We start from the raw sequence: 14,263 nt of genomic DNA, 5'->3' as shown, positions 1-14,263 counted from the left end.
CTATGCAAGTTTAAGGAGCGGCTTTAAATAACGACCCGTATGACTTTTAGTCGATTTAGCTACCGCTTCTGGGGTTCCTTGCGCAACAATCGTTCCGCCTTCGTCGCCACCTTCAGGCCCTAGGTCGAGTAAGTAGTCGGCAGTTTTGAGCACATCAAGATTATGTTCAATAATAATCATCGAATTGCCCTTATCAACTAATCGATTAAGCACTTCGAGTAACTTTTCGATGTCGTTCGTGTGCAAACCTGTTGTCGGTTCATCAAGGATATAGAGCGTTTTTGTTCCACGCTTTGCAAGTTCATCCACTAACTTTATTCGTTGAGCTTCACCACCAGAAAGTGTTGTCGATGGTTGTCCCAATTTTACGTAATCGAGGCCCACTTGGCACATCAATGATAATCGCTTTGCCAAATTTTTATGCGCTGCAAAAAATTGCTCTGCTTCTAATGCGGTCATATCAAGAACTTGGGCAATATTTTTCCCTTTATAGGTAATTGCCAGCGTTTCAGCATTAAATCTTTGGCCTTTACAACTTTTACAGGTCATCACGACATCCGCTAAAAATTGCATTGATACCGTTATGGTGCCGTCCCCTTTACACTCAAAGCAGCGCCCTTCTTGCACGTTAAAGCTAAAGCGACCCACTTTATAACCGCGGGCCATACTTTCTGGCAAGTTCGCAAAGAGTTTACGAATTTCGTCAAAGATTCCTAAATAGGTTGCAGGATTTGATCGAGGTGTTCTACCGATTGGCGATTGATCAATTACTACGAGCGACTCTAGATGTTCGGTTCCTTCAAGATCGGTTGTGCCTTCAGATTTTCCGGCAGCTTTCCGACCCGAAGCTAGTTCGCGTTGCAACGCATTTACCAACTCATCAAGAATAAGGGTACTTTTTCCAGAGCCGGATACGCCTGAAACGCAGCACATTACACCAAGCGGTAATGAAACACTGATATCTTTTAAGTTATTACGCGTCGCATGTTTCAACGTTAAATAGCCGTTGGCATTTCTACGTTTTGCAGGAACTCGTATTGCGCGTTCTCCCGATAAATAAGCGCCCGTTAGCGATTTAGGATTCTTTTTTATTTCTTCTGGCGTACCAACCGCAGTAATTTTACCGCCCAATGTTCCAGCAGCTGGCCCCATATCAACTAAATAATCGGATTGTAACATCGTGTCAAAATCGTGTTCCACAACGATAACCGTGTTCCCTTGATCGCGTAACATCTTAAGAGTATTAATAAGCCTATCGTTATCGCGTTGGTGCAAACCAATACTTGGTTCATCTAGAATATACAGAACACCGCTAAGCGATGATCCTATTTGTGTTGCCAAACGAATTCGCTGCCCTTCGCCACCAGAGAGTGTTCGAGCTGAGCGATTTATAGAAAGATAGGAAAGACCTACATCATTAAGAAATTGTAAACGGCCACGAATCTCTTTAATCAAACCTTCTGCTATAATGCGTTCTGTTTCATCAAAAGAAATAGTATTGAAAAATTTTACCGCGTCTTTAATAGAAAGCTCGCCTATCTCAATAATATTTTTTCCGCCAATTTTCACCGCTAAAGCGTACGGATTCAATCTACGCCCCAAGCAAGCGCGGCACGTTTGCTCTTGCGCATATGAACCAAAGAAATCTGGATATTTTGATTTCCATGCATCTGGATCATCTTCTTTCCATGGCCATAGATGAATAATTCCTAAACCATTACATTCTTTGCAAGCACCAATTGGTGAATTAAATGAAAAGAAACGTGGTTCAATCTCAGGAAACGCTTCTGAGCAATTTAAACACATCCTCTTTGATGAATAGAGGTGCGATTTCTCACCTACAATAATTTTGCACATGCCGTTTGCAAGGCTAAACGATTTTTCAACCGCTTCTTGTAAACGAGCACGCTCATTTTCGCCTATCTCAATTCTATCAATTAAAACATCGATACTATGCTTGTAAGTTTTAGCTAATTTTATGGCCTTGATCTCATCTGCACTATTAAATTTGTATGATGCACCATCGATTACAAAACGGTAATAACCTCGCTCGAATAAAGATAATAATTCTTGCTGATATTCACCCTTTTTTTCAACAGCCACGGGAGCTGCTACGGTCACCACATTTTTGGCAAATTTCGCTATAACGCCATTGGTAATATTATCTGGGGATTCTGGCTTAATTTCTGTTGCGCAGTTAGGGCAATGGGGGACGCCAATACGTGCAAAAAGTAAACGAAGATAATCGGCAATTTCGGTAATGGTACCAACGGTTGAACGTGGGTTTGCGCCAACGGTTTTTTGCTCAATCGCAATTGCTGGGCACAGCCCTTCTATGCGGTCAAATTCAGGCTTTTTGGCTATTCCTAAAAACTGACGTGCGTAAGAAGAAAGCGATTCCATATAGCGTCGCTTACCTTCAGTATACAAAACGTCCAGGGCCAAGGAGCTCTTGCCTGATCCGGATGGACCGGTAATAACTGTTAATTTATTTTTTGGGATCTCGACATCGACATTCTTTAGATTATGCTCGCGAGCACCGCGAATAATAATCCATTCGGTCGACTTACGTTCATTTTGCTCTATTTTCTTATCTGACTGTTTCATAACCCACCACCAAATTCAAATTGCGATTATCAAATTTTTGCAAAATCCGCATCTATTCAAAATAGCACGCATTAGAAAAAAAAGCAAAACGCACCCGCAACTCTAAGACTGACCACGGATGCTCCTTTTTTTCTAAAAATTTGCATTTTGCCCGAAAACTCGTATACTTTTGACTACATTAATGGTGAATGTAGCTCAGTTGGTAGAGCACCAGGTTGTGGCTCTGGTGGCCGTGGGTTCGATCCCCACCATTCACCCCATTCTAAGAAGTTATTTATGAACTCAAGTTTCTTTTCAGGTTCAATTCTTATTGCTATCGGCGGCTCAATGATTTTAAAATCTGCCGGCATCGACTTACCGATGCGATTTCTTCCTGGCGTTATTCTTATAGCGCTGGGCATTTCAATGCTCATTTAATAAAAGGATACATCTCGTGAAAGCACTTTTAACCTCCGAACTCTTGTGGGGCACGCTTCTCATTATTTTTGGTATTTCAGTATTATTGAAAGCTCTTCTTGGCATCGATTTACCGGTAGTGCGAATACTCTTTGGCGGTCTGCTCATTTATTTAGGATTTTCAGTTATCACTACCTTCAAAACAAACGAAGTCAATCCTTCAGCAACTTGGTTTTCAAGTTCTACCATTACGCATCAAAGTATAGAAAAAAATTATCGAATCGGTTTTAGTAGTTTAACTATCGATCTACGGGCGTTTGATCCAGAAATTCCGCATAACATAATCATCGATTCTTTTTGCAGCTCGGTAAAAGTTATTACTAATCCGTTGATTCCGACAAGTGTCAAAATTAATGCGACATTTGCAAGCTATAAACTGCCAAATAACGATGCTATTTCATGCGGCAACACGGTGTATAACACCCACGAGTCAACGATAAAGCCTGTTATCGACCTGCAAATAAACCTGATAACAAGCAACCTAGAAATTCACTAAATTCAGAAAGCAGCAATTCGTAAATATGGTGTAATTCCGCTTGCAACAGATAAAAAAAATAGATACACTTCTTTTACGTCAATAAATATTAGTCGGGGTGTGGCGCAATTGGATAGCGCACTCGCTTTGGGAGCGAGGGGTTGCCAGTTCGAGTCTGGCCACCCCGACCATTTTTTTTATATACCCGATTATGAAAAAAATATTCCCTCTACTTATTGTTTTTCTATCACTCAGCGCTCGTATTTTTTCTGAAAATAGTTTCGTCGATGAACTAATTCCCACGATCGAGAAAAAAATCTGGATCGATAATTCTTTCACCAACCAAGAAATTCAGTTACTGAGCAACGTTATTTTCCTCTCTATTTATCGCGCTCAATCGCAAAAAGCTTGCCTTTATTATGCAAATGAATTAGCAACTTTTGCCCTTGTAGCAGAAAAAAATATACGTCGCAGTTTTGATCAGGTAGGTATCGAAGGTTTAAAAATATCTGTTGATAACATCCAAGCTTTGCACCCACGAATCAAAACAATCATCGCGCTTCATGAAAATGTCATCGATCAATTATCGAATCATTCTAATAGAGAGTTATTGAAAGTTTTCCAATCGTGTGCAGAGCAAGCAGCAAATGTAGCTATAAAATCTTGCAATGCTCAAAAAAATAAGATTATGCAATTGCTAACTAAAGCACAAAACAATTATGGGCGCCAATCAGAGAACATGCGTGCTGTAGCTGATTCATTAAGCGCACTTGAAAACGATGCAAATTCAGAAAAAAACTCACATATGGCGCAAACGATCGAAAGTGTCCGTCACACGATTTTTGCTATGCTTGATGAATCTATTTTTCAAGCGCATGATGGAAAAAATGAGTTTGGTGAACTTACCTATTCTCTTGAAAATAGCGCACTAGATCTCTTCAAACAATATTATAAAATAATCTATCAAGGAATGCAGGAAAGATCTCTCCCATCTTCGTATTATTCAATACTGGCATCAGAAAATGAATGTGCAGCTATTAAGTTTGCTCAGCTGCCAGATCCTTCTCTTCTTGAAAACTAGTTTTATCATTAGATACAATTTTCCATAAACTTGGAAGCACTCAAGAACGGAGAAGAGGATGACCGAATTACTGCAAGCTGTTCGTCGCTCAATACGTTATTTCGATTGGATAAGCTTTGGCCTCATGCTCATTTTAATGAGCATAGGTCTTCTTTTTATATATAGCGCAACAACTAAACCAGAAATGCCCTATTCTATTTTTTTTAAAAAACAATTTTTTGGTGCTTGCTCGGCGCTCGGTATTTATTTCTTTTTTTGCATTATAGATTATCGCACATTAATGCGCTGGGGATATTTTTTATATATTTCAGTGATCGGCTTTTTGATATTCACTCTGGTAAAAGGCTCGATCGGCATGGGCGGGCAACGATGGGTCGATCTTGTTTTCTTTAAATTTCAGCCATCTGAAGTATCCAAACTTTTCTTCCCTGCGTTTATTACGAATCATTTATATTCTCAAAACGATTCTCCTAAATATTCGATGAGCGATTTTTTTCCCATCATGATTGTACTGGCAGTAAGCGCACTTCTCATTAGAAAACAACCAGATCTTGGCACCGCTCTTTTAATTACATTCGCAGGCGCGATCTTGCTCTGGATCGCGGGCCTGGATAAAAAATTGTTTATTGCGGGATTTTTAGCAGCAGCTCTTTGCGCTCCGATTATGTGGAAATTCCTCAAACCGTATCAAAAACAACGAATCGCCGTTTTCTTGGGTGAAGGAGATGCGCATAAAGAACGATATCAAATTGAGCAATCGAAAATCGCGATCGGCTCTGGCGGAATCACGGGAAAAGGTTTTCTGCAAGGGACACAAAATAAATTAATGTTTTTACCGGAAAGCCGTACCGATTTTATTTTTTCTGTCATTTGCGAAGAATGGGGATTGCTGGGGGCATTTGTAATTATTTTTTTATATATGCTTCTTTTTGCACGCATTTTATATTTGATTAGTACCGTAAAAAGCTTTTTTCCACAACTTCTAGCATTAGGTCTTTTAATTCACTGCATTTTAGCATGCATTATTAATATTGCGATGGTTACTGGTTTACTGCCTGTAGTTGGAATTCCACTTCCGCTCATTAGTTACGGTATCTCAAATCTGTGGATAACGCTCGCGAGTCTTGGTTGGATCAATGGTATAACCATCAGACGATATTATATTGGTGATTAATGATCATTGCGTTTTACCCATCCTCTCGATACATTGACTTCAGTAACGCACTCTCAGCAAAAAGAAATTAATTATGAACGATGTTTCACCAATAACGCTGCTCACACAAGAAACGCTTGAAGAGCGATCGCACGATTTTGCACCCAAAACATTCGAAGATTATTTAGGGCAAGAAGAACTTAAAAAAAAATTAGCATTGTATACCCAAGCTGCCAAAATGCGCAGTGAACCATTGGATCACCTTTTACTTTTTGGGCCTCCTGGATTGGGAAAAACAACGCTTGCCACCATCATGGCGCATGTAATGAACGTTGGTATCAAAATTGCAAGCGGACCGATGCTAGAAAGAACCGGTGATTTAGTTGCGCTCCTTTCCAATCTAGAGCCGCGAGATATTTTTTTTATCGATGAAATTCACCGCATGCCATCAAACGTAGAAGAAGTGCTTTATACCGCGATGGAGCAATTTAATGTGGATGTCATCATTGGGCAAGGAGCCGGGGCAAAAACGGTCACGCTCCCGCTTCAACCGTTCACGCTCATTGGAGCAACAACTAAAAGTGGCATGATTTCTGCTCCTTTACGCAGTAGGTTCGGTATTGTTGAACGGATCGATTTTTATAACGATGAAGAACTCCAAAAAATTATTATGCAAAGCGCTCAATTCTTAAAACTAAGCATATCGGAAAATGCAGCATTGATGATCGCGCGCTGCGCACGAGGCACGCCACGTATCGCTAAAAAGATTGTGCGTCGCGTGCGAGATTTTGCGCAAGTGCATGATGTGCCCGCAGATGATATTATGGTAGGTAAAGCGCTCGAATTTTTAGGGATAGATCAAGATGGCCTTAATGCCATCGATAATATGCTTTTGCGGAGAATTATCGAACAGTTTAATGGCGGGCCGGTCGGCGTTGAAACCCTCGCTTCGCTCATTGGGGAGGACAAAGATACGATAGAAGAAGTAATTGAGCCGTTTTTAATGAGAAAATGTTATCTTGAAAAGACGGCCAGGGGTCGACAGATTCCCCATAAGGCATTATCTTATTTAAGAAACAAGTTTCTTGGGCAAAAAGATTTATTTTCCATCTAGGAGAATGTATGTCTGGTCATTCCAAATGGGCAACGATAAAACGCAAAAAAGCGGCCATTGATAATAAGCGCGGAAAAGTTTTCTCGCGCCTCAGTAAGGAAATTTCTGTAGCTGCACGTGGCGGCGGTGATCCATCAGGCAACCCTCGCCTTCGCCTTTTGATAGAAAAAGCGCGCGAAGCGAACATGCCAATGGAAAACATTACGCGTGCCGTAAAAAAAGGTACTGGCGAACTACCGGGCGCGAACTATGAAGAACAAATGTACGAGGGGTACGGGCCCTACGGAATTGCGGTCATGGTTGATACGCTCAGCGATAATAAAAATCGCACCGTTGCCGAAATTCGTCGCATTTTCACCGTAAAAGGCGGCTCTCTTGGCGAAGCGGGCTCGGTCGGTTGGATGTTCCACAAGCTGGGCGTGGTTCAGGCGATGGGAAAAAGCAGCGAAGATGAATTGATGGAAAAATTAATCGATTTTGATATCAAAGATTTGTCTCAAGATGACGATCTTTTTACAATCACATGCGAACCAAAAGCATTAGAATCGATTAAAGAAGTCGTTAAATCACTTGGGCTCAAGATTGAAAGCGCTGAAATTGAATGGGTAGCGCAAAATACAACACCACTTACCGCAGAGCAAACGGAAAAAGCGGTTGAGTTTCTCAATGAGCTCGAAGAGCATGACGATGTTCAAAACGTTTACACCAATTTAGGATCATAAAATCACCTCAAAAAAAATTAATATCACGCTTTCTGGAAATTTAAAGGATATTTATGGTTGTCAGTATGACCGGTTTTGCCCTGAAAAATATTCAACTTAAAAAAGCTGACGGGTCGACCGTTTTACTGACGATGAGCGTTAAATCGCTCAATTCTCGATTTTTTGAAACTACCTGCAAAATGCCAAACGCTTTGCAGTTTTTAGAACTTGAATTTATCAAGCAGCTCAAAGAACATCTTATTCGCGGGCATGTTACGCTTCTTATTCATGCAATGAGTGCCAATTCGTTCAAAGGCCCGGTGCAAGTCGATATGCCAACAGTCAAAAGCTATCTGAATGCGCTAGAGTTAATTAAGAAAAGCACCAAGATAGAAGGCGAGCCTATGCTTTCGGATATCGTTTCACTTCCTAATATTTTCACCTTTGAAGAACAAACTGCCGATGAATCGCTGCGCACACCGATTATGCAAGCGCTAGCCGATTTAATCGCCCAGCTTGATAAGACGCGCGAGGTTGAAGGAGCTGCTTTGTTGAAAGATCTTGAAAAGCGCATGCAAAACTCGCACGCAGAAATGGCGATTCTTGAAAAAGAGGCGGCGATTTTCATGAAGGCTAAAAAAGAGAAAACTACTGCTCGTTTGGCAACACTTGATACAAGTAATCAAGAAATGGCCGACTCACAACGCAATGCTCTTTATTTTGAACTCGATAAAATCGATATTAACGAAGAGATTGTTCGATTCAAAAGCCATATGACCACTTTTTTAAAAACGGTGCACGCTCCAGAAATTGAAAAGGGGCGCCGCCTCGATTTTATCTTGCAGGAAATGGCACGCGAAATAAATACCATCACATCAAAATGCTCCGATGCTGCAATCAGCACTCACGCAATTAATATTAAAGTAGAGCTAGAAAAAGCCCGCGAGCAAGTTCAAAATATTGTATAAGCAATTGAGATGACTTTCAGATTCACGCAACGCACTGCTATTTTTCTTTCTTTCATAATTGCCATACCCTCTTTTGCCGAAAATGGTATGAGTGAAAAACTTGCCTTATCTTTCCTTACCATCTCTTTAGCTTCATGCATCTACGGTGAATATAATTTTCGTAAAGCAAAAAAAATAGCGCATCTTAAAATTGCCAATAATAATCTACTTATCAATCTCTACAATCAAAAAATTATGCTTCGTGCCCAGAGTGATCAAACTGGCCAATCGCTGTTAGGAAGCATCCCGCATCGGCGACGTAATCTTAAAGATGAAGGAGCAAAGCTGAGGCCGCAGTATGCAAATTTTAATCAGCGGAGGCGTACCTGCTTGGGCATAGCTATTACAACATTAATCCCAGGGGCCGCACTCCTAGTTCCTCCTATTTATAAATCATTGACTCTGCGTTGCCGGCTGGGCTAGAAATGAGCTAATCATCTGTTCACTCGTTGCAGAAAAGTAGTTCCATGAAAAATATTAATTTTTTGTTTGTGTTCTTTTTATTGTGCAACATATCTTTTTTAAATGCTCAGGATGATAATAATGAAACCGAGATTATTAGTAAAACTGAAGAAGCAATAACGGCATTTATCGATCAAAATCCAACTGATCAAGTGCGGACCAATTGCGTTCTCTCAACGCAAATTAATTCGAGAAACATACCGTATACTATTAATACTGCAGGAACTTATTGCGTTGTTGAAAATATTGCCCTATCAAGACCGGGCGCAACGCTCATTACCATCAACGCAAACAACGTAGTTCTTGATTTAAATAATCAAACCCTTAGCGGATTTGGCAACTATATTATAGCAAGTAATAACAGCGGAGCGATCACAAACGTTGGCACCAATTTTCAGAACAATACAACTTTTGGAAACCTTCAAAATAACATACAAAGCATCAGCACTCTCCCGAGCGGTACATTCCCAAATATTACCACTAACCAAAATCAGAATAATAATACGGTTAATTCTATAAATTCTATAAATGGGATCAATACGAATCCAAACTTTGGAACAAATAATACATCAAATGGCAACGCCACAAATATTGGTACCGTGAGCGGCACGGGATTGACTATAAACGGCATCCAGGTAAACGCTCGAAGCAATGTAACTATTCAGAATGGTGCGCTGATCAATTTTGCATCCAATGGTATATTTCTCTCTCCCGGCTGCCAGCAAATTGAGATAAACAATGTTTTTCTTTTTAATAACAACGTAGGCATTTTAGCAAATGGAATTAACCGCTGTTTGATTAGCAATTGCTTTGCAGCATTATGCAGGACAGCTGGAATTCTTATCTCAAATGGCGTTTCTTTTAACGCTCAGAATTCCATAATTTCAAAATGTTATGCGTTTGGTACGGGGATTGGAAGCTCGACTGCCGGCCCTGGTTTTTCATTTGGCAATTGCTCCAATTTTCTTATCAACCAATGCGTTGCATACGGAAATCGAGGAAATGGTTTTCAGCAAACGGCATGTACCGGGTTTCTTTATGAGCAATGCCAATCAAGCGGAAATATTAATAGTGGACACGGTTTTTCTATAGAGAACAATAATACATCGCTAGAATCATGCATTGCCGATAATAATCAATTTGATGGATTTCGAGCAAATTGTAACCAAATAAGTCTTGAGAATTGCAAATCGAAAAATAATCGTAACGGATTTAATTTTGAAGGCGGCACCGACGGAATCGTGCTCAATAATTTTGCGCAAAACAATTCAGTTTCTGGGTTTGCTCTTGCTGCTGCAACGCGCGCATTTCAAGTTCGCAGCAATACGGCAACAGGAAACACAACATTCGGCTTTAGCGATCTGAATGTAACAGCGCCGCTTAATAAATTTTATGCTAATTTTGCGAACAATAACGGCACTAATTTCAATGGCATCACTAACGTCGCGGTTTCACCATTGCCCGCAACCCCAATTAATTTCACGACCAATATTGCTGAGTAACCTCATTTAAATCTAAAAACATTGTACCGGATAAAAAGGCGAATTCGACAATGGACCTAGCAATAGCATACCTCCTAGTTGCACTATCATCCCAGCGCCAACTTCTTTTTAAACTTCTCCACTTTTTTCTCAATTCGCGTAGACTGGATCTCACGTTTTTAACACTTTTAACCAGCACATTCAATGTCCCAACATTTTACCCATTTGCATTTGCATACCGATTATTCACTTTTGGATGGCGCCATTACCCTGGAGCGCCTTGTCCAATTTGGCAAAGAGCAGCAGCTTAAAGCACTTGCTATTACCGATCATGGTAATGTTTTTGGAGCTGTCAAATTCTTCCAACTTGCAAAAAAAGCGAATATCAAGCCTATTTTGGGAATTGAAGCCTATTTTACCGATGATGTGACGCAAAAAAACGTTGAGAAAAAATATCATCATTTGATTCTGCTGGTGCAAAATAAACAGGGATATCAAAATCTATGCAAATTGCTCTCGTTTGCGTATCAGCAGGGTTTTTATTTTAAACCCCGCATCGATTATGGGATTTTAGAAAAGCATTCTGAAGGATTAATTGCGACGACCGCTTGCCTTGGTGGCCATATTCCAAGCTTGCTTATGCAAGGGAACGATACTGAAGCTGAAAAGCGGATGGATTGGTTTATGCAGGTTTTTGGTAAAGATCGTTTTTATTTTGAAGTGCAGCCAGAGGATCAACATGATCAAAAAGTGCTTAATGCAAAACTTTTTGAGTGGAGTGCACGCAAAGATATTCCGTTAATTGCCAGCGCCGATTGCCATTATGTAAATGCCGAAGATCGCGAAGCACATGAAGTGATGCTTGCGGTGCAAACGCAAAGTAAAATGACCGACCCGGACCGCTTCACCTTTGGCGATTGCCGCGCGTATATGCGTACACAAACCGAAATGTTAGAGATCTTTAAGGATCATGAACAAGCGGTTTGGAACTCTGGCAAAATAGCCGATATGTGCGACTTCCAGTTTGAAACGGGCAAACTATTTTTCCCAGAATTTGCAATTCCGCAAGAGCACACCCAAGAATCATTCTTTAAATATTTATGCGAAATTGGCTTTGAAGATTTACTCAAGCAAGAGCGCATCGATCGTGCAAACTACGATTTTTATAAAGCACGCCTTGATGAAGAAGTTAATCTGATAACTAAAATGGGATTTATCGGCTACTTTTTAGTAGTGAGCGATTTCATTCAATGGGCAAAACGAAATAAAATTCCGGTCGGGCCGGGTCGCGGATCTGCTGCAGGTTCACTTGTTGCTTGGGCTCTTCAAATTACTAACATTGATCCGATAAAATATAATTTACTTTTTGAGCGATTTTTAAATCCTGAACGTATCACAATGCCCGATATCGATATCGATTTTTGCATCGAGGGGCGCGATAAAGTGATCAATTATGTGCGTGATCATTATGGGCACGAAAAAGTGGGCCAAATTATTACGTTTGGTACGATGCTTGCAAAAGGCGTCGTAAAAGACGTTGCCCGCGCACTTGGAATTCCATTTGATGATGCAAACGCGATCACAAATTTAATTCCTGAACAATTAAAAATTACGCTTAAAGAAGCGTTCGATCAAGAGCCGCGCTTAAAGGAAATGGTTGATGCAAATCCGCGCGCTGCAAAACTTTTTGAGATCGCTTTCAAGCTTGAAGGGTTAACACGGCACGCATCAAAACATGCGGCTGGTATCGTAATTTCTCCTGCGCCGATAGATGAAGTGCTGCCCGTTTATGTTCCGCCAAAAAGTACCGAGCTGGTAACACAGTTTGCAATGACCGAACTTGAAAGCATCGGCTTTTTGAAAATTGATTTTTTGGGACTCAAAAACTTAACGCTCATCGATCGTGCTATAAAATTAATCGAAAAAAATCATGGGATTCTTTTAGATATCGATAAATTGCCGCTTGATGATGCAAAAACATTTCAACTGCTCGGCCAAGGAAAAACATCGGGCGTATTTCAATTAGAGTCTGATGGCCTGAAAGATGTGCTTATCAAATTGCAGCCCGATAAATTTGAAGACGTGATCGCCGTGAACGCGCTTTATCGACCAGGGCCACTCGGTTCTGGCATGGTGGACGATTATATTCAGCGTCGACACGGAAAACAGGAAATTAAATATTTATTTACCGAACTTGCGCCCATTTTACAAGAAACCTATGGCGTTATTGTTTATCAAGAACAGGTAATGAAAATTGCTTCAGCCATTGGCTCCTATTCTCTTGGAGAAGCAGATATTTTGCGCCGCGCGATGGGAAAAAAGAAACCTGAAGAGATGGCAAAGCAGCGCCAAATATTTCTGGATCGCGCCATTAAAAAAGGGTTCGATGGCCAAAAAGCGGGCGAACTTTTTGATTTAATGGCCTATTTTGCTGGTTATGGTTTTAACAAATCCCACTCTGCGGCTTATGCACTCATTGCATATCAAACGGCCTACTTAAAAGCGCATTATCGCGCAGAATTTATGGCCTGTTTGATATCCTTGGAATCTGATCATCCTGAAAAAATGTCATTTTATCTGCAAGAAGCAAAGGATTTGGGTTTGCCAATACTTCCGCCGCATGTTAACCAATCGCAAATCGATTTTGATGTGGTCAATGGGGCGATTCTATTCGGTTTACGCGGAATTAAAAACGTTGGCATGGCGGCACTCGAAACTATTTTGGCTGAACGTGAAAAAAAACCGTTTGCCGATCTTCTTGATTTCTGCTCGCGCGTCGATTTACGCACCGTTAATAAACGAGTGATTGAAAACTTAATTTGTGCTGGAGGCTTTGACGCCTTGCCCGGAAATCGCGCACAAAAAACAGAAGAGCTTGAGACGATAATTGAGCGCGCATTGGCATTGAAAAAATCTCGGCTTACCGGCCAAATGGGCCTCTTTGATACCGGCGCACCAAAAACAGGCAATGCTGATGCGGAAATTCCAACATACCAGTTTGCGCCACGCGCTGATTGGGAAAATAAACAAAAACTAGAAAAAGAACGCGAAGTTATAGGATTTTATTTGAGCGCACACCCCCTTGATTCTTACAAAAAATATACGAGTCTATTTACGTGCAGTACTTTTGAAGAGCTACGAGCAATCGCCACAAATTTAGCACCGGCCGATATGCATGTTGCAACCGCGTGTGGCTTGAAACTCAGCGCAAAACAAATCGTCACCAAAAAAGGTGATCGCATGGCGTTTCTGCAGCTTGAGGATGCGACAGGAAAAGCGGAAATTGTTGTTTTCCCAAGCGTGTTTAAAAAAGTTGAACAGTGGCTCGATACCCATCAAGTATTTTTAGTTAAAGGCGTCCTCGATCCGAGCAGTATGAATCAGTGCAAGATAAAAGCGAATGAAATCGTACCGGTCGATCTTTTTTTCGAGTATTGGCCAGTAGAACGAGCGACAATTAAATTGCCTTCGGTTCTTGATAATGAATTACTGCCAAAATTAAAAGCGCAATTGACGCCTGGAAGCGTACCGCTTTATCTTCAGTTTGATGAGAATAGCAAGCTGCTTCAATTAAAAACAAATCAGACTATTGCGCTCAATGCTGCAACCATAGAATTTTTACAATCACTCGCAGCAGAAGTTAAACTGATTGTTTAATGTTCTATTTAAAATGAGCATTATGTAGACTCCCGCAAGCCTCTTTTGAGAGAATAGAGAGGTTACCTG

General features: G+C 40.8%; 11 protein-coding genes and 2 tRNA genes. 12 read left to right on the top strand and 1 reads right to left on the bottom strand.

The genetic code is table 11. The annotated features are described in order from the left end of the window. The gene (gene uvrA / locus VHO47_02335) at positions 1–2,607 is read right to left on the bottom strand and encodes an excinuclease ABC subunit UvrA (protein ID HEX2977931.1); all 2,607 of its coding nucleotides are present in this window, start codon (positions 2,605–2,607) and stop codon (positions 1–3) included. Between the two features lie 184 nt (positions 2,608–2,791). On the opposite strand from uvrA, the gene VHO47_02330 reads away from it, so the two are divergent. The 12 genes from VHO47_02330 to dnaE all read left to right on the top strand — a co-directional run bounded on the left by VHO47_02330 (position 2,792) and on the right by dnaE (position 14,194). Continuing rightward, a tRNA-His gene (locus tag VHO47_02330) sits at positions 2,792–2,867 on the top strand. A gap of 16 nt (positions 2,868–2,883) precedes the next feature. Next, positions 2,884–3,024, top strand: coding sequence for a hypothetical protein (locus tag VHO47_02325; protein ID HEX2977930.1), 141 nt, complete (start codon positions 2,884–2,886; stop codon positions 3,022–3,024). A gap of 16 nt (positions 3,025–3,040) precedes the next feature. Then, a complete protein-coding gene (locus tag VHO47_02320) occupies positions 3,041–3,559 on the top strand; it encodes a hypothetical protein (protein HEX2977929.1) in 519 nt (172 codons plus the stop codon). Between the two features lie 93 nt (positions 3,560–3,652). Further along, positions 3,653–3,729, top strand: a tRNA-Pro gene (locus VHO47_02315). A 20-nt stretch (positions 3,730–3,749) separates the two neighbouring features. Then, complete coding sequence (locus VHO47_02310) at positions 3,750–4,619, top strand: hypothetical protein (protein ID HEX2977928.1); 870 nt, start codon at positions 3,750–3,752, stop codon at positions 4,617–4,619. Between the two features lie 58 nt (positions 4,620–4,677). Continuing rightward, complete coding sequence (gene rodA, locus VHO47_02305; protein ID HEX2977927.1) at positions 4,678–5,793, top strand: rod shape-determining protein RodA; 1,116 nt, start codon at positions 4,678–4,680, stop codon at positions 5,791–5,793. 73 nt (positions 5,794–5,866) lie between these two features. Continuing rightward, a complete protein-coding gene (gene ruvB, locus VHO47_02300) occupies positions 5,867–6,886 on the top strand; it encodes a Holliday junction branch migration DNA helicase RuvB (GenBank protein HEX2977926.1) in 1,020 nt (339 codons plus the stop codon). A gap of 8 nt (positions 6,887–6,894) precedes the next feature. Beyond that, on the top strand, positions 6,895–7,608 hold the full coding sequence (locus VHO47_02295) for a YebC/PmpR family DNA-binding transcriptional regulator (protein ID HEX2977925.1): 714 nt from the start codon (positions 6,895–6,897) through the stop codon (positions 7,606–7,608). A 53-nt stretch (positions 7,609–7,661) separates the two neighbouring features. Then, on the top strand, positions 7,662–8,555 hold the full coding sequence (locus VHO47_02290; GenBank protein ID HEX2977924.1) for a YicC/YloC family endoribonuclease: 894 nt from the start codon (positions 7,662–7,664) through the stop codon (positions 8,553–8,555). 9 nt (positions 8,556–8,564) lie between these two features. Continuing rightward, entirely contained in the window at positions 8,565–9,017 is a 453-nt protein-coding gene (locus VHO47_02285) for a hypothetical protein (GenBank protein HEX2977923.1), read from the top strand. Between the two features lie 44 nt (positions 9,018–9,061). Then, a complete protein-coding gene (locus VHO47_02280) occupies positions 9,062–10,558 on the top strand; it encodes a right-handed parallel beta-helix repeat-containing protein (protein HEX2977922.1) in 1,497 nt (498 codons plus the stop codon). Between the two features lie 183 nt (positions 10,559–10,741). Next, the gene (gene dnaE, locus VHO47_02275) at positions 10,742–14,194 is read left to right on the top strand and encodes a DNA polymerase III subunit alpha (GenBank protein ID HEX2977921.1); all 3,453 of its coding nucleotides are present in this window, start codon (positions 10,742–10,744) and stop codon (positions 14,192–14,194) included. Positions 14,195–14,263: the final 69 nt, after the last annotated feature.

This window comes from Candidatus Babeliales bacterium, from assembly GCA_036260945.1.
Lineage (GTDB): Bacteria > Babelota > Babeliae > Babelales > JACPOV01 > JACPOV01.
Note: the sequence above shows the minus strand (reverse complement) of the source record. Positions and strands in the feature narration are given on the sequence as shown.